This is a genomic window from Phascolarctobacterium sp., assembly GCF_045124115.1.
Classification (GTDB): Bacteria; Bacillota; Negativicutes; order Acidaminococcales; family Acidaminococcaceae; genus Phascolarctobacterium_A.
The window spans coordinates 44,959-70,761 of sequence record NZ_JBGVLF010000047.1 but is presented as its reverse complement, the minus strand read 5'-3'; the positions used below and the strand labels follow the sequence as shown (position 1 = coordinate 70,761).

Genomic DNA, 25,803 nt, shown 5'->3' with positions numbered 1-25,803 from the left:
GATTACAGTCCTAGCGGTATTGTATACATTATTCTTTTCCTTGATGCCACAAGCCATAGTAATGGATAATGTAGTTGCTCAAAGCATCTTCGTATTCGCTATCGGGTACGGGCTTATCCATTTGGTCTACAAAATGGCGCTCTGCCGACCAATAAAAAGCTTTGCCGCCAAAATAGCCCAAAGCGTAGGGTTTTGCTGTGTACTGCAGCAGATTACGTCCCATAAACTTCTCCGGTACATCTATACCTAAAAGATGCAGCAGTGTCGGCGCCAAATCAATTTGGGAGGCATACTGGTTAGTACGCAGCCCATCCAAAGGACGCAGGTTTTTGCTGACAAAAATCAAAGGAATAGGTGCAATACTCAGCTTATCATTGGCTTTAGTCACCAATTTGGTGTACTCGCCACCACTATGGGGATTGTGGTCGCTGGTAATGATGAACAAAGTCCGTTCGTCCATAAGGCCGCGTTTTTCCGCTTCCTTAAAGAAGTGCTCCAAGGTTTTATCCACCCAGTACACCCCGCGAACCGTAGCGTTGGGATTATCACGTACGCCTTCAGGCATTTCGCTCCAGCTGTAGCCTGTATAAGGATAGGGCTGATGCATATCCAGTGTCTTCGTTACCAGCAACATTCTGTCGCCTTTGCCACGCTCCAACATCCGCAAGGTTTCCTCATACATAACGTCGTTGTGGAAGCCCCAACCGCTGGCACCGGTGTATCCTTGGGTTTCTAAATATTCTTTAGCATAATATTCCTTCATGCCAAACTGGTCAGGGTATTCCCGCAGTTCGTTGGCATAATACTGACTGGAAGCATTCATAAAGATGCCCCGCATTCCCTGCTCCTGCACACTGCGGAAGAGAGAAGGATTCAGCTTGCCCGGTACATCCTTATCCATAATCACATGGGAACGGAAGGTAGCATTCAAGCCTTGGGTAGTAGGCACTGCGGAAGAATAATACCTATTCAGATGGGGATAGCGGATGACCAAGCTGTTCAAAAAAGGCGTAGCCTTTTCGGGAATATTTTCGTTGTAGTAGTTAATATAATCGCGATGCATGGATTCCAAAACCAGCATGACAATCTTATCATATTGCGGTGCAGTCTTCTCCACCGCTGCCTTAGGCTCAGGAATGCCTAGCTTAGCTAAAACTGTCTTGTCCTTCTCCGTCAGTTCCCGCATCTCCACATGTTGGGCGCCTGCCAGCTTATCCGTATCAAAAAGTGCTTTACTCAAAAAGTTGACATTAATAGGCACGGAAAGCATATTGCGGTAGGTCATACGTGTTTTTTCGTTTTCAATCTCCACGTACATACCTATGAGGTTTTCCACGCCGTACATTCCTAGCGCCCCCAATACGCGGTCCGTTAGGTTCAAGCCAATGGAAAACATGGCTACGCATAACAAAGACCAAGCGAAGTTGGGTTTTCTCCGCCCGGGTTTGGACACACGGAACAACAACAAAATAATTGCTACTGCACCAATAATAGCGGCAATCAGCTTATTGTCCATGGTAGCAAATATGCCTTTAACTGCGTAAATATTGAGATTTTGGAAAAGCACGCTTTCCACGTGCATGGAAGTCTGCCAAAAATAAAAAGCGTCAAAAATCAGCGTCAGCGCCGTAAACATATACATGACGAAGTAAATAAACTTCATCAGCATATTGGGCCATTTATGGTAGCACATTGCCGTAACCAAAAGCAACAGAATATTATTGTTAATACCTGCCAAAATGCTCAGGGTAGTCTGCAAGCCTTTGTCCAAGCTTAGCTGATGTACCATAAAGCAAGCCACTGCCACATACAGCACGCCCACTACTACCACCGGGAAGTAACGGCGCACCCTGTCCGGCACGCGGTTACGGCGGAACCAGCCTACCCATGCTACAGCACCTAAAAGGCAGTCCCGCAAAAGATGGTCTATTAATTTAAAATAAAACTCCTCATAAGGAAAGGGATCCATGCCTGCAAAACCACTGTAGGCTAAATATCCCTCCACTGCCCCCGCCACCAAGACAAAGAGCAGATAGGTTGTTTTCAATCCCACTTCATATCACCCTAGTTTATGCCAAGAATCTCACAGGCACAGGTTCTAATTCAATTGCCAGCGGAGCAGTAGTAATGGCATCGCCATCCAGCTCGGCAGCAAAGTTTTCTTCATTACAGCGAATTTCCAACTTTTTGGCTTTGCGAACGATGATATCCTTGTCCAAGTTCAACGCTTCCAAAGCAATGCAGGTTGCATAGCGGATAAAATCTGCACGGCCATAGCCTGTAAAGAGCGCCACATGGAGCATGGGGGAAGACAGGTTCGCTTCGCTGAATAAATTGTAGCGGCCTGCGTAGTATCTGCTTTTGCCCACAATGACGGAAGAGGCCTCGTGCCATTCCGTTTCCTCGTCAAAGCGCACTTGGAAACGGTAGCGCCAGTTGCTAAAGAGCAGTTCTTTACGCATCAGTTCCGTCCCCTGCCACACGTAGGCGAGTTTGTTCAAAAGCTTCTTTTCCTTCTCGGATACGCTATCCACTACCAAAGAGTCAAAGCCGATGCCTGCTACCGTCAAAAAGACGTGGCCGTTAGCTCTGCCCAAGTACACAGGCGTTTCTACACCCTTCAGCACCCGCTTAATCCATTTAGCAGGATCATTGCTCACCAAGAGTTCTTTGGCTACCAGATTGACCGTGCCTGCAGGGAAAACGCTGATATAGGGCATATAGCTTCTGTTGGCAAGCTGTTCGATCAAAGCGCGAATGGTACCGTCACCACCGGCGATGATCAACCAATCCACCTGCTCATCCTTCAGCTTTTGCGCAATGTCAGGAATATCATCAAAATATCTAATATCGATCATTTCCGTTTTTTTGCTACCATAAACATCCTTCAAGCGTTTGAAGACTTCATTCACTCTTGCCATCATGCTGGCGAAAAGCTGCTTGCCGGAATTACGGTTATAAACTAAGACTACTTTTTTAAATTCACCTACGTCAATATAATTAATGGCCATTCTAACTCCTAAAAATCCATTTCTTACGAGAAAGGTAGTTCCATACGACTACGATACAACTAGTAAGCACTTTGGAAAGCATGGGTTCCCATCCTAAAAGGCTTACAAAAATATACATCAATAGCAGGTTAAAGACCAAGCCCATAATGCTTACGGCAAAGACCAATGTCAATTCCTTGCCCCGCTCATAACGGCTGCCACTGTCAAAAACAAGCACATTGCCTAAAAAATAATGGTAGAGCGTGGATAGGCAGAAAGCTAAAGAGGTGCACAGCATGGACAAGGAAGTGATACCCAACCCTAAGCCTGCTAAAAGATAATGCAGGAAGATGTAGAACAAGCCCCATTCCACCAATGCCGCCGTACCGCCTACGAACAGGTACAACACCAGCTTAATCACTTCGCTGTCCGTATAATCAATGCCAAATAAAACTTTTCTCCGCATAAATAAACTCCACCTAAAGCATGATAGTACATTATACCACACTTTACGCGGAGTTTACATGAAAAAATATTATTCAGCCTCGTTCCACTTTTGTAGTGTTAACTTTTTACCAGTGATACTTTTCCCCGCGGCTGATTTTAAAGGCACGGTAGATTTGCTCTACCAAAAGCAAGCGGATCATTTGGTGGGTAAAGGTCATTTTAGAGAAGCTCAAAGCCAAGTCCGCACGTTTGCGTAATGCGTCCGTATAGCCAAAAGCACCACCAATAACAAAAGTTATATGACTATTACCGCTCAAAGCCAAACTATCCATTTTCGCCGCCAGCTCTGGAGATGAAAGTTGTTTGCCGATTACATCTAGCAGAATAACATAGGAATTAGCAGGAATCACCGCCAGCAAACGCTGGGTTTCCTTTTCCAGCACCTGCTGCTTTTCTGCAGGCGCAGGATTATCAGGCATCTTTTCTTCGTTAATGGCAACTGTTTCCAGCTTACAGAAAGGAGTCAGCCTTTTAGTAAATTCCTCAATACCTGCCGTCAGATATTTTTCTTTAATCTTGCCTACGCAAGCAATAGTTATCTTCAATTGCCATACTCCTCAGGAACTTCCGCCAATTTAATAGTTACAGTTTGAGTAGAACCACCGCGCATAATCACCACATCAATATTTTCCCCAACTTTGCACTCGGAAACCAATTGGCGCAGCTCCTTAGCAGTTTTTACGCGTTTACCGTTGAAGTTGAGGATAATATCCCACGCATTAATACCGGCATTAGCGGCAGGACTGTTAGGAACAACCTTCACCACCATAATACCGTTGTGGAAATCGCCTTCAAAGCCATAGCGGGCAGCAATATCTTTATCCATCATGGAAATACCAAGATATGGACGGGCAACTTTACCACGTTCGGACAACTCCTTCAAAATGGGGCGGGCAGCGTTCACAGGAATAGCAAAGCCAATGCCTTCGACACCGCTAACAGCAATTTTCGCACTGTTGATGCCTACAACTTCGCCATCTGCGTTTACGAGTGCACCACCACTGTTACCGGGGTTAATAGCTGCATCCGTCTGAATCAGATTATATTTACGTTCGCCAATTTCAATGCTGCGGTTCAAAGCACTGATTACGCCGGCGGTAACGCTGCCACGGAACTCCAAGCCCAAGGGGTTGCCAATAGCAATAGCAGGCTCGCCTACCTGCAAAGTATCGCTGTCACCGAATTCAGCCACAGTCAGATTATTCGCATCAATTTTTACCACTGCCAAATCCGTAGCTGCGTCAGCACCCAGAACTTTGCCCTTTACACTACGTCCGTCAGGCAGACTGACAATAATCTCGGAAGCACCTTCTACTACATGGTTATTAGTAGCGATATAGCCTGCCTTGTCATAAATAACGCCGCTGCCTGTGCCACGTTCCGTCAATTTGACTTGGTTAGTCCAAAAGTTACGTACATAAGCCTTATTGGTAATACCTACTACCGCAGGACCCACTTTCTTTGCTGCTGCCACAATGGGAGTATTGCGGGCAGAGCTCAACTGCTGTTCCTGCTTAGCAGGTTTCTCCGCTACAGCGGCCGCTGTCTTTTTGTCGCCACAGCCTGCCATCAGCACGGCTGCGCCTAGCAAGCCGCACAGGAAGATATTCATTCCTTTTTTCCACATATTTTTTTGCATCATTCTCACTCCTCGTAAAATCAATACAAGCGCGGCATTAATACCGCTTCATTGGCTACAGGATGGTCCTGAGCTGCTACAATCAGTTCCGTTTCCTGCAAGCGTCCTTTTTGCTCCAGTATATGCTTTACAGTTTCATAAGCCAGCTTCGGTGTATTGTTCTGCTGGCTTAAATGCGCCAAGATAACCTGTTTGGGCAGTTTAGGCATGGTCAACAGGAACTGCCCCGCTGTTACATTAGCAAGATGGCCCCTAGTCCCCAAAATACGTTGCTTCAAATCGTAGGGATAGCTGCCATTTTTTAACATCTCCACATCATGGTTGGCTTCCAGCACTAGGACATCGCTGTCCTTGGCTGCCTCATTGACTAAAGGCGTCACAAAGCCTGTATCAGTAATGTAGGTACATTTGCTCCCTGCGCTTTTCCAAGTAAAGCTATAGCCCTGGGGCTGCACTGCGTCGTGGGGGATGGCAAAAGCATCCACACGCACATCACCACACAGCATGGAGGGCCCCGTCAAACGGCAGTTGCGCCGTTCCAACTTACCATATTTGTTAAATAAAAAACGAAAGGTTCCTTCGCTTGCGTAAATAGGAACATCATAATTTTTAGCAAAAGTTACTAAGCCTTTTACATGGTCAATATGCTCATGGGTAATGAACACACCCTCCAATTCTTTGGGGCTGGCGCCCGCTTCGTGGAGGCGCTTTACTAGTTCCCTGCAGCTCAAGCCTATGTCCACCAAAAAGCGTTGGCTATCCGTGCTAATCAGGGCAGAGTTCCCCTTGCTACCGCTAGCCAACATCACTACTTGAAAATCCTTAGACAAAATCAGGACACTCCTATCATTTTATCGTATTTATTATAACAAATCCGCCACGAAAAAATATTACATTATTGTGGCGTTTCCGTAAAAATTCTGCTACAAAAAAAGCGCACCGTGCTACCGGTGCGCCTAAGTTTTTGGTTAATGGATCTTACGGCATTTGGGGCAGATACCATAGAAATAAAACTGCCTGCCGCTAATTTCATAACCGCTTTGGGATTCCACCAGCTGGGTTAATTGCTGCTTCGCTGTTTCATCCATCGTGGCATCATCAACAGCACCGCACTGCAGACAACGCAGGTGGTAATGTTCTTCCACATTGGCGTCATAGCGATAGCTATCCTCACCGGTGTTCAGAATCTGGATAACCTTAATATCATGCAAAATTTCCACAGTCTTGTAAACTGTGGCAAAGCTCATCGCCGGAAAACGGGGCTGCAGCTTGTTATAAAGCATTTCCGCATTGGGATGCCATGTTTCATCCGCCAACGCCTCGTATACAGCCAAGCGTTGGGGCGTAACTTTATAGCCGTTATCCCGGAGAATTGCAGTCAGCTCCTGGCTAGTAAGCATGCTTCATCACTCCATTGCTAAAAGTATGGGGTACAATGGTTGACCCCCGTAATAGGTTTCCACTTCCCAATCATCATTCATCGCGCCGACAACTTCGGCCAGTTCCTCTGCATCATCTGCGGTCAAATCTGCACCGTAGTACATGCTAATCAATTCATAATCGACATCCGCCAGCATTTGCTCCAACACTTGGGCAATACTGCTGCCGGTGCAGACGATTTTGTCATTTAAAATACCCAGGTAATCACCTTCGTGAACCTCCAGCCCATTAACCACGCTATCGCGTACAGCAACGGTAACGCTGCCACCATTGGCTTCTTTGGCTTCCTTAGTCATGACCACGGTATTTTCATCCAAGCTCTTGGTAGCGTCAAAACGCAGCAAAGCAGCCAAACCTTGCGCCATATTGGTGCTGGGCACAAAGGAAACCTTGGAATTGCCCAACAGCTTGCGTACCTGCTCTGCAGCTAGGATAATATTTTTATTATTAGGCAGGATTACATATTCTTCGCAAGTACCGTTTTCAATAGCCTGTACAAAATCCTCTACAGGCGGGTTCATGCTCTGGCCGCCGCTGATAATCTCGGCAGCGCCCATTTCGTGCATAATCTTGGCAATGCCATCCCCGGCAGCCACGCTCAGCACGCCCACACCATGTTTAACCGGTTGAATATCTTCCGCAGTAAACAGGCGGTTTTCATGTTGATCCCGCATATTTTCAATTTTAATGTCGTGGAGAGTGCCCCACTGTTGGGCAGCATTCAGCGCATCACCGGGATGCTTGGTATGGATATGCACCTTCACAATATCCTCTACCACTGCCACGATCATAGAGTTACCAAAGCCCTGCAAGGCTTCGCTAACAGTCTTTTTATCAACATTGGCGCCTTTGACGATGAACTCCGTGCAATAAGGGAATTCCAAATCTAAAGGTTCCGCAGTATTAGTAATACGAGCCGTCGCCTTACCTGCAGTAACAGGCAGTACTTGGCAATCTTGGCCGCGCAAGCCTGCCAAACAGCCTTCGAAGAAGGCAATTAAGCCTTGGCCGCCGGCATCAACTACACCTGCCGCCTTCAAAGCAGGCAGCATATCCGGTGTCTTCGCCAATTCTTCCTTACCGCTGGCAATAGCCTGTAGCAACACGTCTTCCAAGCTTACATTGGCAGTACGGATGGCCTGGTAAGTACCTTTAGCCATACCTCTGGCAACAGTCAGAATCGTGCCTTCCACCGGTTTGGAAACGCTTCTATAAGCATAAAGAATACCGAATTGGAAAGCCTTACCGATTTCCGTATTATTCAAAGTCTTTTTCCCGGCTACGCCCTTACCGATGCCACGCAGCAGTTGGGACAAAATTACGCCGGAATTGCCTCTTGCACCCATAATGGCGCTGCGGGCAGCAGCTGCGCCAACTTCGCCTGCTTCCGCAGTATCGCTCATAGCGCTCAGCTCCCTAGCTACAGAGGCCATAGTATGCATCATATTGGTACCTGTATCACCATCGGGTACAGGGAAAACATTTAAATCATTGATTGCTTCAAAATTTTTCTCAAAGCTATGATAGGCACCTAAAAGCATGTCTTTGACCTGCTTACCGGTTATCTCCTTAACTTCCACCATCTATCCACACCTTTCCTTCAGGCTTTACGGCGCACGAACACGCCAATACAGCCCGGCCCCAAGTGAGCTGCCAATACGGTACCAATGCTGGTTACGATAATCGGCACACCGGGATATGCTTCCTGCATTTGCTGACGCAGCATTTCCGCTTCATCAGGAACCACCGCATGGGCCACGTAAATTGCTTCTACAGGCCCATGGGAGCAGGCAAGCTCGATAATTCTCTTTAAAATTTTCTTGCGGGTACGCACCTTATCGGCAATCATCAAACGCCCTTCTCTATCCAAATGGATAACAGGCCTTACCCCCAAAATATTGCCAACCAAGGCGCCTACGGCGCCAATGCGTCCGCCTTTTTGCAAATAATCCAAAGTAGACACGGTAAAATAGGTTTCCGTACGAGCTACAAGGTCCTTAGCATAGTTTTCCAGCTCGTCCATATCCGTAACACCTGCATCCACCTTTTCCAGCACAGCCATAGCCACGCCGCTTAAAGGGCAGGCAGCAGTTCTGCCGTCCACAACGCGGATATCCGCACCTTTATTTTCATCCATAACCTGTTGAGCCGCAACGCAGCAGGTTTGGAAGGTCCCACTCAGAATGCTGTCTACACAAACCATCAGTACCTTTTTACCGTCCTGTACCAAGCTTGTAAACAGCTGCAGAATTTCGCCAATGGGCGGTTGGGATGTTCCCGGCAGGGTGCTGTCCTTTTCCACCATAGCGAACAACTCTTCCAAAGAACGTTCGCCGTCACGCCATTCTTCCTTGCCATGGCGGGCAATCAAACGTAGTTCATGACAGCGGGAATCATCCTTCAAGGGAGTCTCGCCGGAAATGGCGATGCTGTCCACTACAACATGTATTTCGTCACGCATAAGTGCCTCCTAAAATTTTAATTTAATCTATTAATCAAAAATAATTACACGTATTCTAATTATATTATATTTTAACATATTCTGAAAACTTTTGCTACATATTCCTGCTCTACAGTAGGATTTTTCCACGAAAATCTAAAAATAGCAAAAAAAAAAGCCCTTACGAAGAAGGGCCAAATGAGGGGCTGTTTTGATAGTCTTAGTATAACAAATTTGTATACAAAATGCAAGTCTTTTTTGTAATTTTTCTAACAATTTATTTATAATCTGCGCCTAACATAATGACGCCATCGCAATCAGCAGCACCATCGCGGCTAATACGCAGCTTATGAGAGAAGGGCACATTGGACAAGCGACCTACCACAGCACCATTGTTAGTGGTAGAAATAACCGTAGTCTGCGCTACCACTTCGCCACTGCCACCGCTAATAACGGTGAACCCTGCACTACGCAGACGCGCAGCTGCATCAGCACCGGCAGTTTTGCTGCCGCTGCAGTTGACAAGGCGTACTACCGTAGTACCTGCGGACTTTTTCACTTCCGCGGTCTGGTCTGCTTTGCCAGCTTTAGCATCTTTATCATCTTTCGCATCCTTGCTTACTTTACCTGCTTTTGCTTCAGCTTCTTTTTTCTTTTCCAGCTGTTCTTTTTCTTCTTTTACAGCTTCTTTATTTTCGGCGCTGTCATCGCCGCTCTTAGCTTTTTCCACAGCAGCAGTATACTCCTGCTCCATCAGTTCCGCCGCAGATTTGTAGCGGTCGGTCATAGTAGCGCCCTGCATCTTTACCATCTGCTCGCGCAAGTCCGTAATATCCGGCAACCAATAGCTAATGCCGTCAATATATTCAGGAGTACCGGGCACAGTAGCCATAGCCAAGCCTTTTTCCTTAACCATGGAGTGCAGCGCTCTGCCCAAGTCCACCATATCGCTCAAGGGTAGGTCCGTCTTCACCATATTGGTCAGCTGTTTAGCCAGACCGGGAATATGTAGCAGCATATTAGCAGAAGTAATGCGTTCGTATACCGCCATAATAAAATGCTGTTGGCGGCGGATACGGCCGATATCGCCTTCCTCGTCACGATAGCGCACATATTGGATAGCGGTCTGCCCGTCCAAATGCTGTCTGCCTTTCTTTAAGTCAATTTTAAAACCATCCCAAGTATCGTGGTAGTACATATCTTTTTCTACATCAATATCCACACCGCCGATAGCATCTACAAGACCTTTGAAGCCTTTAAAGTCTACCATAACGTAGTTATTAATATGGATGCCCAAAAGCTCTTCCACTGTATTTTGGGTAAGCTCGCGTCCGCCATAAGCGTAGGCATGGTTGATCTTGTCCCAACCATGACCTTTAATGCGCACTCTGGTATCACGGGGAATGGACAGCAAGGAAGCTGCCTTCTTATCAGTATCAAACATAACCACAAAAAGGGTATCGCTACGGCCTACATCGTGTTCTTCCGCACGTTCATCCACGCCTAAGACCACAATGTTTTTCTTCATATTCAAGCGGTCGGAAGGTGCCAGATTATCCATACCCTTCTCCGGATTCAGATAGCCGAACAGCATATAAGCAACTGCACATACAGCTGCGACAATCATTAAAATTTTTGCTTCAAAAATACTTCTCATTCCACCATATCCTCTCTAGCGTCAGCCTGCAAGAATGCTTCCAGCTCTTTGCGTCCTCGATAGAGAAAACCATAAAGCATTCTGGCTGTCAGGCCCCATATTACATGGTCCTTATATTTGTAAAAATATACGTAATACTCCTTGTGCTTGCGCCAGCCTTTCATCCTGTCCGGCACTAAATCAAAAGGAAAGTCCTCCCCGGGATGGTCCGCCAACTGCATAGAGCAGCGCTGTGGTTCCATAGCCAGCAGTTCCTTTAAGGGCACCGTAAAGACCTGTTCCACTTCGCTGGGACTGTAGCTAATCTTGCTCGTGTCCTTGATCAAGCCAACAAAAGGATGAATAATGGGCCCCATGTGGGTAACTAAGCTGTCCAGCTCACCGCAAAGAATGATATCTTCAGGCTGCAACCCTAATTCTTCGCAGGTTTCCCGCACTGCAGTGGCAGCAAAGTCCGCATCAGCGCACTCCACCTTACCTCCGGGGAAACAAATCTGCCCCGGTTGACGGCGCAGGCTATGGGCGCGTTCTTCAAAAAGCACCGCGATGCCCTCTGCTGTTTCCACCAAAGGCAGCAGCACTGCCGCCTCCCACAAACGGTCCAACTTATCAATACCAGCAGACCGCCTGTGCAGACGCTCATATATAACCTGTTGCAACTTATCCAGCTTAGTCATAAACGTATACCTCAACACGCTTTTCTTTTATTATACCATTAAACTCCATCTTGTTCCCTTTGACAAGTGAAAAAATTTCAAACTATAAATTAAGGACATGATTTCAACCACTCAACCGCAAAAATTATTCGCTGCTATTTATGATAATCGTTTCTAATACTTCCAATAAATTTTATAAAACCGCGTAGGAGTAAAGCCGTGTGAGTTCGTACTATTAGCGAGAGATTTTTTCGTCAGACAAGGAAAAAATATTGCAGGCGTAGCAGAGCTACGTCAAAATATTTTAGACGCAGAATGACGGAAAAAGATCCGCTAATAGGTAGAACGAATAGGCTTTACTCCGGAGCATAATAAAGAAGGCGCCGTCCGCAAAACGCGGAGCGACGCCAGGGAAAGACAATGTTTAGTTAGCTGCGCTCTTAGTACAGAGGTTCTTGTTGGTTAGCTCTTTCGCTCTTGTCAACCAAGTAAGCAACAGTAGCGTCACCGGTGATGTTAACAGAAGTACGAGGCATATCCAGAATACGGTCGATACCTGCAATCAGCGCGGAACCTTCCAAAGGCAGACCCAGAGAGGTCAGAATCATGGTCAGCATGATGAAGCCAGCACCGGGAACACCTGCAGTACCGATGGAAGCCAAAGTACCGGTTACGATGATGGTGAAGTATTGAGCGCCTGTCAGTTCAATGCCGTACAGTTGGGCAATAAACAGTGCGCATACGCCTTGGTAAGCAGCGGTGCCGTCCATGTTAATGGTAGCACCCAAGGGCAGAACGAAGGAAGAAACCTCTTTAGATACGCCCATTTTTTGAGCGCAGCTCATGGTCAAGGGCAGGGTGCCGCCGGAGGAGCAGGAGCTGAATGCCATCAGGGATGCAGGAGCAATACCTTTGAAGAATTTGACTACATCGGTACCGCCAACAAATTTCAGCAAAGCGCCGTATACGAACACTGCATGGAGCAGGCAGCTCAGGTAAACTGCGACTACAACCTTCAGCAAGGGCAGCAGAACTGCAGGACCGTTAGCAGCAACTACAGGAGTAATCAAGCCGAATACGCCGACAGGAGCAACTGCCATGATCATACCAACGATTTTGTAAGAAACTTCTGCCAAACCATCAATGGTGTGTTTCAGGTAGTCAGCTTTTTCACCAACAGCAGTGATGCCAACGCCGGTGAACAGTGCGAAGACGATGATTTGCAGCATGTTAGCCTTAACCATTGCTTGCAGCGGGTTAGTCGGGAAAATGTCGATGATAACCTTCATGATGGGAGGAGCAGATTTTGCTGCCACCTTAGCGCTTTCAACAGGCATGGACAAACCAGCGCCCGGTTGCATGATGGTACCGATTGCTAAACCGATAACGATAGCGAATGCAGTTGTGCCCAGGTACCAAGCAACGGTTTTTACACCAATACGGCCAACCTTTTTAATGTCGCCCAAGCTGCAAACACCAATAACCAAGCTGGAGAATACCAAGGGAACGATTACCATCTTGATCATGTTCATGAAGATGGTGCCCAAAGGTCCAATCCAAGCTTTAGCAAAGCCTGCGCCTTCAGCGCCCAGTTCTAAGCCGGCGATAATACCGAGGGCTAAGCCGATTAAAATTTTTGTAGACAAGTTCATAGAAACAACCCCCTAATAAAATGTGAAAAAATCTTAAACTCATTATATCAGAGGATTTATAAAAAGTCAGATTGTATACAGTATAAAGGAAATGTATACAAGTATACTTGTTTTGTAAACAAAAAGAGGTCGGAACCCTAATAGTCATTGTTGCCATATCCAAGACGAATCATTGCGATTTTAGCTCATGAGTGCTTAGAATCACCGAAGTGAAGCGAACCGAATAATAACTTGTTTTGCGAACAAGATCGGCCGCGAATCTTCGTCGTGATTCTGCACGAAATGAGCGTTAAGAAATCGCACGTGAGTCGGGATATGGTGACATGACTATACGTTGTGTCCCAACCTCTTACATATAAGTTTAACCAAAAAGTTCAAACAGAATTACGGCAACGGCACCGGGAATACCGAAGAACCCTGCAATCAACGCTTTGATAACCGTAATCTTCAAGGTAAAGCCCACAAAGGAGCCCAAGAAGTTAACAATCCACAGCAACGCTGCACCGCAAATACCGTTCCACACCAGTTTGAAAGGCATGGATAAAAGCTTCACTACCAAAAGCAGCAGCACCACGCCCACCACCATCGGCCCTAAAGAGCCAAGGGGTCCTAGGCCGGCACTAGCTGCCAGACCATCTAATGTTGCCATTATGAAAATGTCATCCCTTTCTTACATGGCCCGCCTATTTTCCAAAGCTTTGGATAAGGTGACCTCGTCCGCATATTCCAAATCGCCGCCCATAGGCAGACCGTGGGCAATGCGGCTCACTGTAATCCCGACAGGTTTTAAAAGCTGCGCCAGATAAGTGGCAGTAGCTTCGCCCTCCACATCGGAATTAGTAGCGATAATAATCTCGCTGATATCTTCCTGCTGCAAACGCAGGAAGAGCTCGCGAATGCGCAGCTTATCAGGACCGATACCGTCCAAAGGAGAAAGCACCCCGTGCAGCACATGGTACAAGCCATTATAGCCGTGGCTGCGCTCCATAGCCGCAATATCCTGAGGCTGCTCCACCACACAGATGGTGTGGCGGTCCCTAGCACTATCGGCGCAGACGCTGCACAAATCTCCGTCAGTGAGATTGAAGCAGCGGGTGCAGTAATGAATGCTGTCCTTCGCTCCCATGAGCGCGGAAGCCAGCTGCCGCACCTCGCCTTCAGGCATATCAATAATATGGTAGGCCAGGCGCATGGCAGTCTTCGAGCCTACGCCGGGCAAACGGCGCAGCTGCTCGTAAAGATTAGCCAAAGGCCTGATCATCCTTGCCATTTTAGAACATGCCGGGCAGCTTCATACCGCCGGTAACTTTAGCCATTTCTTTTTCAGTCATTTCGTCGATTTGCTTCATAGCATCGTTCACAGCGGTCAGGATCATATCCTCCAGCATTTCCATATCATCCGGGTCAACAGCTTCCGGTTTGATTTTAATGGATTGCAGTTCTTTTTTACCGCTAACTACTACGGTTACAGCACCGCCGCCAACAGAAGTCTCGACAGTACGTTTTTTCAGGTCTTCTTGCATTTTAGCCATATCAGCTTGCATTTTTTGAACCTTTTTCATCATTGCTTGCATATTACCCATGCCACCAGGAAACATAATTAAAATCCTCCTTAAATATCAAAAATAATTATATATAAATTTAATTTATACCTTAGTTATGGTACCGCCTAAAACATTCATTGCCTTGCGTAAATTATCGGGCAATGCGCTCTCCGCCACAGGAGAGGGCGCAGGCGCTGCAGGTTCAGCCTTAACTGCCGCCTTTTTCGGCGCTGCCTTCTGCACTTCGCTTTCTGCAATACACTGCAAACGGATAGGACGACGAGCCAAACGCAACAAAATTTCTTCAAAATAGCCGCGGTAATCGTCCTTGCTCATTCTGCCGGCAATAAAAGCTGCTTTATAAGCTACAGTCAGCACATCATTATCAAAACTGCAGACACGCCCTGCCTTAGCACAGGAATGCATGGACATCTTCTTTTCGGAACGCACCAATTCCAAAGTCTGCTGCCAAAAATCTTCGCCGGCAGCAATGTCGCCACCAAACTCCTCGACAGTTTTCTCATTAGCTACTGCTTTAGGAGCGGGTGCAGCCACAGGCTTGCTTGCTACCGCAGGATGTGCGATAGGCGCAGATTTAGGTTTAAGTGCAGCAACAGGCTGAGAAACAACCGCAGGCTGCTGCACAGCAGGAGGTGCAGCGCTCAAATTGGACAGCTCATCCGCAGAAGGCGCATCTTCCTCTTCCGGTCCGAAATAATCAGGACCATCATATAATTTATCTTGGGGAATAACAGGCTTTGGCGGAGCAGGTTTTGGTTGAGGGGCGACTTGTGCTGCTACAGGTTGCACATTAACTGCAGGTACTGCTACAGCAGGCACTCCTTGCGCCAACTGACGTTCCAGCTGCTCTACACGCGCCAGCAAGGACGCCAGCGTACTACCTTCCATGCGGCATAAATCCAACAGGCACAGTTCCGCCGTAATTCTAGCACGCATAGTACCCTTGAGCTCCTGCAAAGCTGCGTGCAGTCTTTCTTCCGCTGCCATTAGGCGATCACGACCAAAGAAAGGCGCTAAAGCATGAAGCTGTTCTTCCGTATCTGTCAAATATACTTCATTATATCCAGGCACAGCCTGATACAAAAGCAACGCCCGCAAATATTCCGCTAACTCTACCAAAACTTGGCGCGGGTCCTTACCTTGGGCAAGGAGCTGCTCCAGTTGAGCCAGTGCCACTGCCGCATCTTTACGACCGATAGCTGCTACCAGCTCCCGTAAAGCATCACGGCCGACAATGCCCAGCACCTGCCGTACGGTAGCAGCAGTAACCTGTTTATCCATAACGCCGCATTGGTCGAGAAGGCTCAAAGCATCACGCATACCGCCTTCGGACTGCACAGCAATCAAACGCAACGCCTCTTCGTCAGCAGTAATGCCGCTGCCTTTAGCAACCATCGCCAAATGGGCAGTTATTTCCTCCACCGTCACCCTGCGGAAGTCAAAGCGCTGGCAACGGGAATGGATGGTCGCAGGAATCTTATGAGGGTCCGTAGTTGCCAAAATGAAGATTACGTGGGCAGGCGGTTCCTCCAAAGTTTTTAGCAAAGCATTAAAAGCTTCTGTAGTCAGCATATGCACTTCGTCGATAATATAAACCTTGTACCGGCAATCCACCGGTGTAAAGGCTAACTGGTCGCGCAGTGCTTTTATTTCATCGATACCGCGGTTGGACGCAGCATCGATTTCAAACACGTCCATGGAAGTTCCTTCGGCAATGCGCTTGCAATTGTCGCATGCATCGCATGGTACGGGTGTAGGACCATGTTCGCAGTTCAAAGCCTTAGCTAAAATGCGGGCCGTACTAGTCTTGCCTGTGCCGCGGGGTCCTGCAAACAAATAAGCGTGAGCAATCCTACCGCTAGTCAGTGCATTAGTCAGTGCAGTCTTGACCGCCTGCTGTCCTACCAACGTATCAAAATTACGAGGCCGCCATTGGCGGTACAATGCCACATAAGCCATAAGCCCTGCTCCCTTCCATGAAAAGTATATACATAGTTATTATAGTATATTCAGCCTAAAGCCGCAAGAATAAAAAAAACGCTGAGCATTCGCTCAGCGCGCTATTGCTTCCCTGTAGGGCCGCAAACCTGGGCACCCCCACGGCACATGAAAGTATCCGCTTAAGGCTGCTTCCTTCCGGACCTGACCTGGTTCACAGGCTCCCATTGCGCAGGACCCAAATCTACGGTCCTACAGAGAAGTAATAAAAAAGCCGCATGCGCGGCCGATTTTTAATGGCGGAGAGAGAGGGATTCGAACCCTCGGTACGGTATCCCGTACACACGCTTTCCAGGCGTGCACCTTCAACCACTCGGTCATCTCTCCAAGGTTGAAAACTTAGGTAATTTTCAATTTTACGCAGTAAAACAACTGCGAATATTATTATACTGGCTTGAGGCAACAAAGTCAAGCACTTTTTGTAAAAAATTTTATATTTTTTTAGAGGCGCAGCACTGCTACGCCTCCTTCGCTAACAAAACTTAATCATCGTCATCTGCAGGCACTAACATTACGGCACAGTCGCAGTTCAGCACTACGTTCTCCGCTGTGCTGCCCAGTTCCTCGCCATTAGTCATATCGGCACCGGTCTTCGCCATCATTACCAAGCTTACGTTGTCACGCTCGCAGATAGCGCGAATCTTTTTAGAAGCAACGCCATGGGCAATCCGATAATCAGCTTCAATGCCGAAAATCTTCATCTCATCCACCAACTCTTTTAAAAAGAGCATAGCACTGCCATATTTTTCCTTATAATCATGTTTGTTGCGGCTATGTTCAATAACATGGACAAAAATTACCTTGCCCACGTATTCCCGTAGGCTACGGATAATATTCAACGCTTCTAAGGACTTACGGGAAAAATCCGTAGGCAGCATCACTGTAGCCAGCAAATCATCGGTGGACTCGTCTTCCTCATCCTTGTTAATCAACAAAGGAATATTGGTGGCACGAGCCAACTCAAAGGTAGTACTGCCCATCAAGGCACGCTGCAAAAAGCCCTTGCGGTGTGAGGCAACCAGCATCAGATCAGCGTCATGCTCGTCAGCCAACGCATTCAATGTTTGGCTAGTGTCCCCTTGGGGCGTTACAATGGAAATTTCTTCATAGCCTGCTTGCTCTATATCACTTTTATAGCCCTCTAAACGGCTGCGCGCTTTTTTATAGTTGCTACCGTCAGGGTCGGCGTCATCATCATCTTCGAAAACGTGCGCCACAACCACTTCTGTTTCCGTATCGGGGCATAAGCTAAACAGACACTCAGTCAGCTTATCGGCCTGAGGCGACAAATCCGTTGCCAACAGGACCTTGGTGAATGTGCTCATTTATCTGCTCCTTAATCCGGGCATTTTTGCCACAGGCACACCCGAAAATATATATCATAGGTGTATTTCGCCACAAATTGCAAAAATCCTGCTATACTTACTGCTATCTTTTTTGCCTTCCTCCCTATTTCGACAGAAAAAACTTAGGTAAATTAAGCTTTCTCGTGTTATAATAGCTATATATAATCTAAAACGAGGTGAATTACATGCGCAAATCCTTATTGGTTTTAATGTTAACCTTTATCTTTACCATTATGTGCGCCGCAGTTGCTTTGGCTTACAACCCCGGCCAACGCACCATCAAACTGCTTGGTCAAACCTTAAACAGCGATAAGCACCCTGTACATCTGGTGGTTACTCAAACCATCGATATGCGGGAAGTGCTGACCCGCGAAGCTTATGCCAAACTGACAACTGCTCAACAAAAACGCACTAATCGTACAGAATATAATGAAGCCAATGGCATCAATGCTGAACGCATTACCACTACCGACGGCGACGGCAAGGTTATTAAAGACGTTGTCAGCTTCTGCCGCGACGGTTACTGGTACTCCATTGACTACGCCCACAAATCTTATGACCGCGTGCCTGAGCTGCCCGGCATGAGCGTTGCTTTTGCAGAAACTATGATTACTTGGTTCAATAATCGTCCCGAAGCAGGCAATGACGTTGCTACCGGTTATGATTACGACAAGATGACCAAAGGCGAAAGCAATTTGAAATTCTACTATGAAAAAGATACTGAAAATTGGAAGGGCTACGAAGCTAGCTACCTGCCTATGTTCCACGTAGTAGAAGTTTCCAACGTAGTGGACGAAGCAGCCTTTGCTCTGCCGCCTGCAGATTTCAAGCAGGTTGCCGATCCCGCTATGCGTAACTATGCAAACCGTTTGCTGGAAAGAGCAAACAGAAAATAAGGAGAGATTAATTTGAGTACAAACTTAGAAGTAGGTATTGTAGGTTTGCCTAACGTAGGCAAAAGCACCCTGTTCAACGCTATTACCAAGGCTGGCGCCGAAGCAGCCAACTACCCTTTCTGCACCATCGAACCTAATGTTGGTGTAGTAGATGTTCCTGACAAACGTCTTGATGTTTTAAGTGAAATGTTCAAATCCCGCAAAATCGTTCCCGCAGCTATGCGTTTTGTAGATATTGCAGGTTTGGTAAAAGGCGCTTCTAAAGGCGAAGGCTTGGGCAATAAGTTCTTGGCTCACATCCGCGAAGTTGACGCTGTAGCCCAAGTAGTACGTTGCTTTGAAGACGGCAACATCACCCACGTAGAAGGCAGCATCGATCCTATTCGCGATATTGAAATCATCAGCACCGAACTGTGCTTGGCAGATATGGAAACTGTAGAAAAACGCCAAGAGCGTCTTGTAAAACTGGCTAAAACCGGTGACAAGAAGGTTAAGCTGGAACAAGCTGTGCTGGAAAAAGTTATGGCTGGTTTGGGCGATGCAGTTCCTGCACGCCGCTTAGGTCTGTCCGATGAAGAAGTAGAGTTCTTGGGCGAACTGCACCTGCTCACCATGAAACCCACCCTGTACGTTGCTAACGTAGCCGAAGGTGAAGTTGCTGACTACAGCGATAACAAATACGTACAAGCTGTAGAGAAATACGCTGCCGAAGAAGGCGCAGAAGTTATCGTTGTTTCCGCTAAAATGGAAAGCGAAATTGCAGAGCTGGATGACGCAGAAGCTGCTGAATTCTTGGCTATGGCAGGTTTGGAAGAAACCGGTCTGGACCGCTTGATTAAAGCAGGTTTCAAACTGCTGGGCCTCATGACCTTTCTCACCGCAGGCGAAATTGAATCCCGTGCTTGGACCATTAAGCAAAATACCAAAGCCCCCCAAGCAGCAGGCAAAATCCACACCGACTTCGAACGCGGCTTCATCCGTGCGGAGATCGTTTCCTACGATGACCTGGTGGCTTGCGGTAGCAAAGCTGCAGCCCGCGACAAAGGCTTGGTTCGCTTGGAAGGCAAAGACTACGTTATGCAGGACGGCGACGTAGTTGAGTTCCGTTTTAACGTCTAATCCCTTCACTCAGCCACATAATATAAGTTTTCAAAACAGGCATAACTGCGGTTGTGCCTGTTTTTTGTTGTGCATAAAGCGGAAACACAAAACCCTCGCGCCGTACCGAAGCACAGTGCGAGGGTTTAATCTTGCCATATAAAGTTTAGCCCAAATATTTAATCCAGAAAGGATACGTACTGAGGACCGCAGTCAGAAGCAGCACTACAAAATCTGCAAAGCCCAAGGGCTCGGATGGCATATTCTTATAAGTATTACCGCCAAAACCTTTCAATTCCATGGACAGCGCCAAAGTCTCGGACTTAGCCACCGCACGCATAACCAGCGGACGAATTACTACCAAATATGCCAAAAAGCGTTTGATGATATTGCCACGGTTGGAGTAGCCTCTGCAGCTTTGGGCATCAAGGGTAATTTCGCTATCCGTCAAAAAGTTGGGCACAAAGCGCAACGCTGTAGTCAGCATAAAAGCATATTCGCAGGGCATATGAAAACGATCCACCAAAGCTTTAGCAATATCTTGGATACGTGTGGCAGCCAAAAGGCACAAAAACGCCATAGTCATAACCAGCATCCGCAGACCACCGATGAGGGAAGTGTCCAGCGGTGTGCCGAAAAGCAGCTGCAACAGTACCATCATGCCAGTGAACACTGCCAGACCGCCAATAGCCGCCATAGTCATGCGGTCATGCTTGATGTAGAGCAGAAGCGCCAGTTCCAACACTAAAATCGTCGCTACTGCCTCCACAGGCAGGATGAACACCCAAGCAGTAATCGCCAAAGTCACAATAATTTGGGTAAAGGCTGTCAATTTCATCTTACTCAGCCTCCCTTACTACTGCATCTACCAGTTCTTGGGCTGTAGCAGCTTCTACACCCAAAGCACTTGCCAAGGAAGAAACTGTAGGACGACGCAGCCCCCAGCGTTCTACCGGATGAGTACCGTTAAACAGCTCTTTGGGCGTACCATCGAACACCTTGCGACCGCTATGGAGCACCACTGCACGCTTAGCATAACGGCGGACAATGTCCATATCATGGGAAATCAGCACAATGGTAATGCCGCGTTTTTCGTTAATAGCTTGCAAATAAGCCATCATGTTTTCCTTTTCCAACGCATCCTGACCATTGGTAATTTCGTCTAAAATCAAAGTACGCGGATTCAGCGCCAAAGCCGCAGCTACACCTAAACGACGCTTTTGCCCGAAGGAAAGCAGACGGGGATATTCATCCTTCAACTCCATTAAGCCCATAGCTTCCAAGGCTTCCAAAGTTTGGCGAGTAATGGTTTCTTCCGTCAGCTTTTTAGCACGCGGACCATAAGCCACTTCGTCAAAAACAGTATCTTCCAAAATCTGCAGATCTGGGTTTTGGAAAACATAACCAATCTTATCTGCCAAATCTGCAGGCTCGCATTTAACAATATCTTCGCCATCCACAAGGATCTGCCCGCTACGGGGGTGGCAGAGTGCCATAAACAAACGGCTCAAAGTAGTCTTGCCACTGCCGTTATGACCTAAAAGCGCCACAAATTCGCCATCTTCAATACGGCACTCCATATCGTTGATAACAGGCTGCCCACGCAGGTAGGCAAAATTCACATCCTTAGCCTCCAGCATCAGTCAGCCCTCCCTTCTCTAGCCACAATACCGTAGGTCTTAAAATCGCTGAGCGCATCCTGCTCACAGCGCCAATCTCCCAAATCTATAGACAGCTTTTCTTCCAAGCCTAACTTAACCTGCCACAAGGTAGGCAGCAAAGGTCGCAAAGCAGGGTCTTCGTACATTTTGGGAGCAGCGCTTTCGTAAGCATCTGCAGCTATTAGTCTGCCTTCCTTCAGCACCACCATATCCGTCACATAGGGCAGCAGATAATCCATGCGGTGCTCTACCGCAACAATAGTAGTGCCATAGCGCTGATGAATATCATAAACAAGTTTATACAAGGATTGGGCACCGTCCGGGTCCATAGCAGACACAGGCTCGTCCAAAACGATAATCTCCGGATGCACGGCCAAAGTAGCTGCCAACAGCAAACGTTGGCGCTGGCCGCCGCTCAGTTCGTCCAGTTGATAGCTTTCGCGTCCGGGCAGACCTACGTCCTCCAAAGCGCGGGCGGTACGCTCCGCAATCTCTGCAGGAGCAAAGCCGTGGTTGAGCAAAGCGAAGGCAATTTCTTCCCCTGCAGTGAGGGAAACAAGCTGGCTTTCGTAGTCCTCCATAATAAAGCCTACGCGCATAGCAATGTCGGAAACACGCTTGCCCTTAGTGCTTTCGCCATGGATTTCCACATCACCGCTGTAACGGCCGCCCATGTAGTAAGGCACAATGCCGGTCAAGGCTTTACATAAGGTAGTTTTGCCGGCACCGCTAGGACCGGTAATGGCTGTAAAGCTACCTTTTTTAATCTCCAGATTAATATCTTGCAACACCAGATTGGGAGAAGACTTATAAGCAAAATAAAAGTCTTTAACTTTAATTACGTGCTCCATTATTTACCGCCCTCCTGTACAAAGAATAACCTGCGCACAGGTGCGAACAGGAAGAAGGTAATCAAGCCGTTAAGCACGCCGATAATAGCAACAACGGGCAGCATGGCATAAATCCATACGTGCAAAGGCAAGCCTAAAACAATCTTCAAAATAAAGGTAAACAGGCCGCCGCTGGCGCAGGTTGCCAAAAAGCCGGTTACTAAAGGACGCAGCTTCCAATCGCCCATACCTACAGCAAACATAGCCTTGATCAACAGGCAGCATACAGTTGCACCTGCTACCTCGCTGGCTACATTGCCCAAAGGAAAGGCAGACTTGGAAGAAGGCACCAAGGTCAAACCGGCGATGAAGCCAATGCCGATGGCTTGGCTCAGCTTAGGACGTGTCAAATTGATAACAATGGAATACATGGCGATGGTCCAGTTAGGAGTTACGCCGCCCACGTTAGGGCTAACTGTATGCAGGATAATGCCAATAGCTAGCAGCATAGCCGTAATCGCTACCCAACGATAACCATCCTGCATGGGTTCGATTTCAATTAGCTGCGGCACAGGCTTATTTTCATTCATCACAAACACCTCTTTTGTACGGGAGAAAGCTATATCCCTCTCCAAAGTATAGATGCATTTATTATATCATTTATGTAGTCTTTAGCCAAATAAAAATATCTACTTCCGTTATCTTCTTCGTTGACAGTTTCATAATTTTTAGGAAAATCTAAAGTCTACTTTATTTTATCCTAAATTCAACATCGCTTCAGGAAAGTGACCGCCCTCCTGCCACATAAAGCAGCACAGAGGGCGAATCTGCATAATACAATTTATACCACCTTGTTAAAGAAGCAGCTATAATTGCCTGTGTGGCAGGCAGGTCCGTTTAGCTCCGCTTTCACTAAAACAGCATCTGCATCACAGTCATAGTACAGCTCAATTACTTTCTGCAGGTTGCCGCTGGTAGCGCCCTTGTTCCACAACTCTTGGCGGCTGCGGCTCCAAAACCAGGTGTAGCCTGTTTTCAGCGTCAGCTCCAAGGACTCTTTATTCATATATGCCAACATCACTACAGCATTTGTCTTTACATCCTGCACCACTGCCGGCACCAAGCCTTGCGCATCAAATTTAATTATGGAAACATCAAAAGCCATTACAGTCTTACCTCGATTCCGCGAGAACGCAGGTACTCCTTCACCTGTTGGATCGTAAAAGTCTTGTAGTGGAAAACGGAAGCAGCCAACACTGCATCAGCGCCACCTTCCGTCAGCACTTCGTAAAAGTCTTCCAGCTTGCCTGCACCGCCGCTGGCAATAACAGGCACATTGACCGCACTGCTAATGGCTTTAGTCAAAGGAATATCATAGCCATTCTTAGTACCATCAGCATCCATGCTGGTCAGCAGGATTTCCCCTGCACCCAAGGCTACGCCCTGCTTCGCCCACTCCACAGCATCAATACCCGTAGGCTTGCGACCGCCCTGCACGTAGACCTCCCATTTATTTTCGCCTACGCGGCGGGCATCAATGGCAAGCACAATGCACTGATTGCCAAAAATACGGGCACCATCGGCAATCAGCTGGGGATTTTTCACAGCAGCGGAGTTTAAAGAAGTTTTATCCGCACCTGCCAAAAGAGCGTTACGGATATCCTCCACACTGCTAATACCGCCGCCTACAGTCAAGGGCATAAATACCTTGGCTGCAGTTTTACGAATTACGTCCAGCATCGCCTTACGTTCTTCAAAAGTAGCGGTAATATCAAGGAAAACCAACTCATCGGCACCTTCCATATCGTAGGCAGCAGCACGCTCTACAGGGTCCCCTGCATCACGCAGGCCTACGAAATTGGTCCCTTTTACCACTCTGCCCTCTTTTACATCCAAGCAAGGTATAATTCTTTTCGTCAGCATCCTAACCCTCCTTGGCTAAAGCCAATGCGTCCTGTAAATCCACAGCGCCTGTATAAATAGCCTTGCCGATAATACAGCCGGCGATACCGTCCTCAGCCACTTTTTGCAGATTACGGATATCATCCAAGGAGGCCACGCCACCGCTGGCAATAACAGGCACGCCGCAAGCTTTTGCCAAAGCAGCAGTCGCTTCCGCATTAACACCGCTAAGCATACCGTCACGACTGATGTCTGTAAAGATAATCTTATCCACGCCATAAACAGCCATCTTTTTCGCTAGTTCCACTGCAGCAACACCACTACCCTGACCCCAGCCTTCAATAGCTACATCGCCGTTCTTAGCATCAATGCCCACAGCAATATGTCCGGGATATTTCTTGCAGGCTTCTTCTACTAAAGCAGGATTTTTTACGGCAGCACTGCCCAAAATCACACGGGTTACGCCCAGCTCCAACAGCTTATCAATAGCCGCCATATTGCGAATCCCACCACCAAGCTGTACAGGAATCTTTACGCACTCCAAAATGCGTTTGATAACAGGCAGGTTTTTCCCTTCCCCCGCCAGTGCACCGTCAAGATCTACCAAATGGAGCCATTCAGCCCCCATTCCAGCCCACTTCAAAGCCATCTCCGCCGGGTCATCAGCAAAAACTGTTTCCGCATCAAAGCGCCCTTCTGTCAGACGCACGCAACGTCCGCCACGGATATCTATTGCAGGATATATAATCATGGTTGCCACTCCTTAAATGCACGCAGCAGGCCAAGGCCCACAGTGCTGGATTTTTCCGGATGAAATTGAAAACCTTGCACATTACCACGACCTACGGAAGCAGTTACCTCCATCCCGTAGTCGCAGGTTGCTGTAATAATGCCCTTATCCTCAGGTACACAGTGGAAACTGTGGACGAAGTACACATACTGTCCTTCTGCCTCCTGCAGTAAAGGAGAAGACGCTCCCAACCGTAGCTTATTCCATCCCATATGAGGAATCTTGTAATCCGTAGTCAGATACTTGACCTGCCCTTGGAAAAAGCCCAACCCTTGCACGCCCGGTGCTTCGTCACTACCCTCAAACAGCACCTGCATCCCTAAGCAAATGCCTAAAAAGGGCTTACCGCTATTCAAAGCCTCCATAATGGTGGGAATCAGACCGCTCTTTTCCAAATTAGCCATACAATCGCCAAAAGCGCCTACACCGGGCAGAATAATCTTTTCCGCTGCAGCGATGACATTCTTATCACCTGTAACCACAGGCTCACCGCCTACAGCCTTAATAGCATTGCACACACTGTACAGATTGCCCATGCCGTAATCTATAATAGTAATTTTATTACTCATCAACGTACTCCTTAGTAATACCAAGCAGGAATACTGCCACGACGAGAACATTGCAATTTTAGCTCATAAGTGCCTAGTACAATAGACGCAAGGGTTCTCTATACTAAATTTCACCACAATCAAATTGCACCCCGCAGCTTCGTTATTGTACTGCACGCAATGAGCGT

The 25,803-nt window shown here is 47.5% G+C and carries 26 protein-coding genes, 1 tRNA gene, 1 other RNA gene and 1 pseudogene; 2 read left to right on the top strand and 27 right to left on the bottom strand.

What is annotated here, in order from left to right:
* Positions 1-28 precede the first annotated feature (28 nt).
* From ACJMM4_RS07170 to ACJMM4_RS07080, 19 genes are all read right to left on the bottom strand, one after another.
* The gene (locus ACJMM4_RS07170; protein ID WP_405378179.1) at positions 29-2,053 is read right to left on the bottom strand and encodes an LTA synthase family protein; all 2,025 of its coding nucleotides are present in this window, start codon (positions 2,051-2,053) and stop codon (positions 29-31) included.
* 16 nt (positions 2,054-2,069) lie between these two features.
* Positions 2,070-3,011, bottom strand: coding sequence for a diacylglycerol/lipid kinase family protein (locus tag ACJMM4_RS07165; protein ID WP_405378181.1), 942 nt, complete (start codon positions 3,009-3,011; stop codon positions 2,070-2,072).
* Between the two features lies 1 nt (position 3,012).
* The gene (locus tag ACJMM4_RS07160) at positions 3,013-3,456 is read right to left on the bottom strand and encodes a GtrA family protein (RefSeq protein ID WP_405378183.1); all 444 of its coding nucleotides are present in this window, start codon (positions 3,454-3,456) and stop codon (positions 3,013-3,015) included.
* Positions 3,457-3,562: 106 nt separating this feature from the next.
* Positions 3,563-4,042, bottom strand: coding sequence for a 23S rRNA (pseudouridine(1915)-N(3))-methyltransferase RlmH (rlmH, locus tag ACJMM4_RS07155; RefSeq protein ID WP_405378185.1), 480 nt, complete (start codon positions 4,040-4,042; stop codon positions 3,563-3,565).
* On the bottom strand, positions 4,039-5,136 hold the full coding sequence (locus ACJMM4_RS07150) for a S1C family serine protease (RefSeq protein ID WP_405383805.1): 1,098 nt from the start codon (positions 5,134-5,136) through the stop codon (positions 4,039-4,041). The genes rlmH and ACJMM4_RS07150 overlap by 4 nt, the downstream gene beginning before the upstream one ends.
* A gap of 20 nt (positions 5,137-5,156) precedes the next feature.
* Complete coding sequence (locus tag ACJMM4_RS07145) at positions 5,157-5,966, bottom strand: MBL fold metallo-hydrolase (RefSeq protein WP_405383759.1); 810 nt, start codon at positions 5,964-5,966, stop codon at positions 5,157-5,159.
* A gap of 138 nt (positions 5,967-6,104) precedes the next feature.
* Positions 6,105-6,536 (bottom strand): Fur family transcriptional regulator, encoded by a 432-nt coding sequence (locus ACJMM4_RS07140; RefSeq protein ID WP_405378189.1) that lies wholly within the window; start codon positions 6,534-6,536, stop codon positions 6,105-6,107.
* A 6-nt stretch (positions 6,537-6,542) separates the two neighbouring features.
* The gene (locus tag ACJMM4_RS07135) at positions 6,543-8,159 is read right to left on the bottom strand and encodes a DAK2 domain-containing protein (RefSeq protein ID WP_405383757.1); all 1,617 of its coding nucleotides are present in this window, start codon (positions 8,157-8,159) and stop codon (positions 6,543-6,545) included.
* A 17-nt stretch (positions 8,160-8,176) separates the two neighbouring features.
* Positions 8,177-9,037, bottom strand: coding sequence for a DegV family protein (locus tag ACJMM4_RS07130; protein ID WP_405383755.1), 861 nt, complete (start codon positions 9,035-9,037; stop codon positions 8,177-8,179).
* A 256-nt stretch (positions 9,038-9,293) separates the two neighbouring features.
* Positions 9,294-10,673, bottom strand: coding sequence for an LCP family protein (locus tag ACJMM4_RS07125; protein ID WP_405383753.1), 1,380 nt, complete (start codon positions 10,671-10,673; stop codon positions 9,294-9,296).
* A complete protein-coding gene (locus tag ACJMM4_RS07120; RefSeq protein ID WP_405378197.1) occupies positions 10,670-11,350 on the bottom strand; it encodes an NUDIX hydrolase in 681 nt (226 codons plus the stop codon). The genes ACJMM4_RS07125 and ACJMM4_RS07120 overlap by 4 nt, the downstream gene beginning before the upstream one ends.
* A 419-nt stretch (positions 11,351-11,769) precedes the next feature.
* Positions 11,770-12,981 (bottom strand): dicarboxylate/amino acid:cation symporter, encoded by a 1,212-nt coding sequence (locus tag ACJMM4_RS07115; RefSeq protein ID WP_405378199.1) that lies wholly within the window; start codon positions 12,979-12,981, stop codon positions 11,770-11,772.
* 361 nt (positions 12,982-13,342) lie between these two features.
* Positions 13,343-13,630, bottom strand: coding sequence for a pro-sigmaK processing inhibitor BofA family protein (locus ACJMM4_RS07110; RefSeq protein ID WP_405378217.1), 288 nt, complete (start codon positions 13,628-13,630; stop codon positions 13,343-13,345).
* Between the two features lie 21 nt (positions 13,631-13,651).
* Positions 13,652-14,251 carry a recombination mediator RecR gene (recR, locus tag ACJMM4_RS07105; RefSeq protein ID WP_405378219.1) on the bottom strand — a complete coding sequence of 200 codons (600 nt, stop codon included), beginning with the start codon at positions 14,249-14,251 and terminating at the stop codon, positions 13,652-13,654.
* A gap of 1 nt (position 14,252) precedes the next feature.
* Positions 14,253-14,579, bottom strand: coding sequence for a YbaB/EbfC family nucleoid-associated protein (locus ACJMM4_RS07100; RefSeq protein WP_405378221.1), 327 nt, complete (start codon positions 14,577-14,579; stop codon positions 14,253-14,255).
* A 48-nt stretch (positions 14,580-14,627) separates the two neighbouring features.
* The gene (gene dnaX / locus ACJMM4_RS07095; protein WP_405383751.1) at positions 14,628-16,505 is read right to left on the bottom strand and encodes a DNA polymerase III subunit gamma/tau; all 1,878 of its coding nucleotides are present in this window, start codon (positions 16,503-16,505) and stop codon (positions 14,628-14,630) included.
* Between the two features lie 99 nt (positions 16,506-16,604).
* Positions 16,605-16,786: signal recognition particle sRNA large type (ffs, locus tag ACJMM4_RS07090), an RNA gene on the bottom strand.
* Positions 16,782-16,871 (bottom strand) — tRNA-Ser (locus ACJMM4_RS07085). Before ACJMM4_RS07085 ends, ffs begins: the two co-directional genes overlap by 5 nt.
* Positions 16,872-17,026: 155 nt before the next feature.
* Positions 17,027-17,869, bottom strand: a complete 843-nt coding sequence (locus ACJMM4_RS07080; RefSeq protein WP_405378225.1) for a universal stress protein — start codon at positions 17,867-17,869, stop codon at positions 17,027-17,029.
* Between the two features lie 206 nt (positions 17,870-18,075).
* Here ACJMM4_RS07080 and ACJMM4_RS07075 point away from each other — a divergent pair, with 206 nt between their 5' ends.
* On the top strand, positions 18,076-18,786 hold the full coding sequence (locus ACJMM4_RS07075) for a hypothetical protein (RefSeq protein ID WP_405378228.1): 711 nt from the start codon (positions 18,076-18,078) through the stop codon (positions 18,784-18,786).
* A 12-nt stretch (positions 18,787-18,798) separates the two neighbouring features.
* Positions 18,799-19,905, top strand: a complete 1,107-nt coding sequence (gene ychF / locus ACJMM4_RS07070) for a redox-regulated ATPase YchF (RefSeq protein WP_405378230.1) — start codon at positions 18,799-18,801, stop codon at positions 19,903-19,905.
* Positions 19,906-20,050: 145 nt separating this feature from the next.
* Here ychF and ACJMM4_RS07065 read toward each other — a convergent pair whose 3' ends face one another.
* From ACJMM4_RS07065 to hisH, 8 genes and pseudogenes are all read right to left on the bottom strand, one after another.
* Positions 20,051-20,722: an energy-coupling factor transporter transmembrane component T gene (locus ACJMM4_RS07065; protein WP_405378232.1), complete on the bottom strand. Its 672-nt coding sequence runs from the start codon at positions 20,720-20,722 to the stop codon at positions 20,051-20,053.
* Between the two features lies 1 nt (position 20,723).
* Complete coding sequence (locus ACJMM4_RS07060; RefSeq protein WP_405378235.1) at positions 20,724-21,524, bottom strand: energy-coupling factor ABC transporter ATP-binding protein; 801 nt, start codon at positions 21,522-21,524, stop codon at positions 20,724-20,726.
* Positions 21,524-22,396 (bottom strand): energy-coupling factor ABC transporter ATP-binding protein, encoded by an 873-nt coding sequence (locus ACJMM4_RS07055; RefSeq protein WP_405378237.1) that lies wholly within the window; start codon positions 22,394-22,396, stop codon positions 21,524-21,526. Before ACJMM4_RS07055 ends, ACJMM4_RS07060 begins: the two co-directional genes overlap by 1 nt.
* Entirely contained in the window at positions 22,396-22,965 is a 570-nt protein-coding gene (locus tag ACJMM4_RS07050; protein WP_405378239.1) for a tryptophan transporter, read from the bottom strand. Before ACJMM4_RS07050 ends, ACJMM4_RS07055 begins: the two co-directional genes overlap by 1 nt.
* A gap of 263 nt (positions 22,966-23,228) precedes the next feature.
* Positions 23,229-23,540, bottom strand: a pseudogene (gene hisI, locus ACJMM4_RS07045) (phosphoribosyl-AMP cyclohydrolase); the annotation flags it as partial.
* A complete protein-coding gene (gene hisF / locus ACJMM4_RS07040) occupies positions 23,540-24,298 on the bottom strand; it encodes an imidazole glycerol phosphate synthase subunit HisF (protein ID WP_405378241.1) in 759 nt (252 codons plus the stop codon). The pseudogene hisI and the gene hisF, both read right to left, overlap by 1 nt.
* 1 nt (position 24,299) lies before the next feature.
* Positions 24,300-25,028, bottom strand: a complete 729-nt coding sequence (gene hisA, locus ACJMM4_RS07035) for a 1-(5-phosphoribosyl)-5-[(5-phosphoribosylamino)methylideneamino]imidazole-4-carboxamide isomerase (RefSeq protein ID WP_405378243.1) — start codon at positions 25,026-25,028, stop codon at positions 24,300-24,302.
* On the bottom strand, positions 25,025-25,636 hold the full coding sequence (gene hisH, locus ACJMM4_RS07030; protein ID WP_405383749.1) for an imidazole glycerol phosphate synthase subunit HisH: 612 nt from the start codon (positions 25,634-25,636) through the stop codon (positions 25,025-25,027). Before hisH ends, hisA begins: the two co-directional genes overlap by 4 nt.
* Positions 25,637-25,803: the final 167 nt, after the last annotated feature.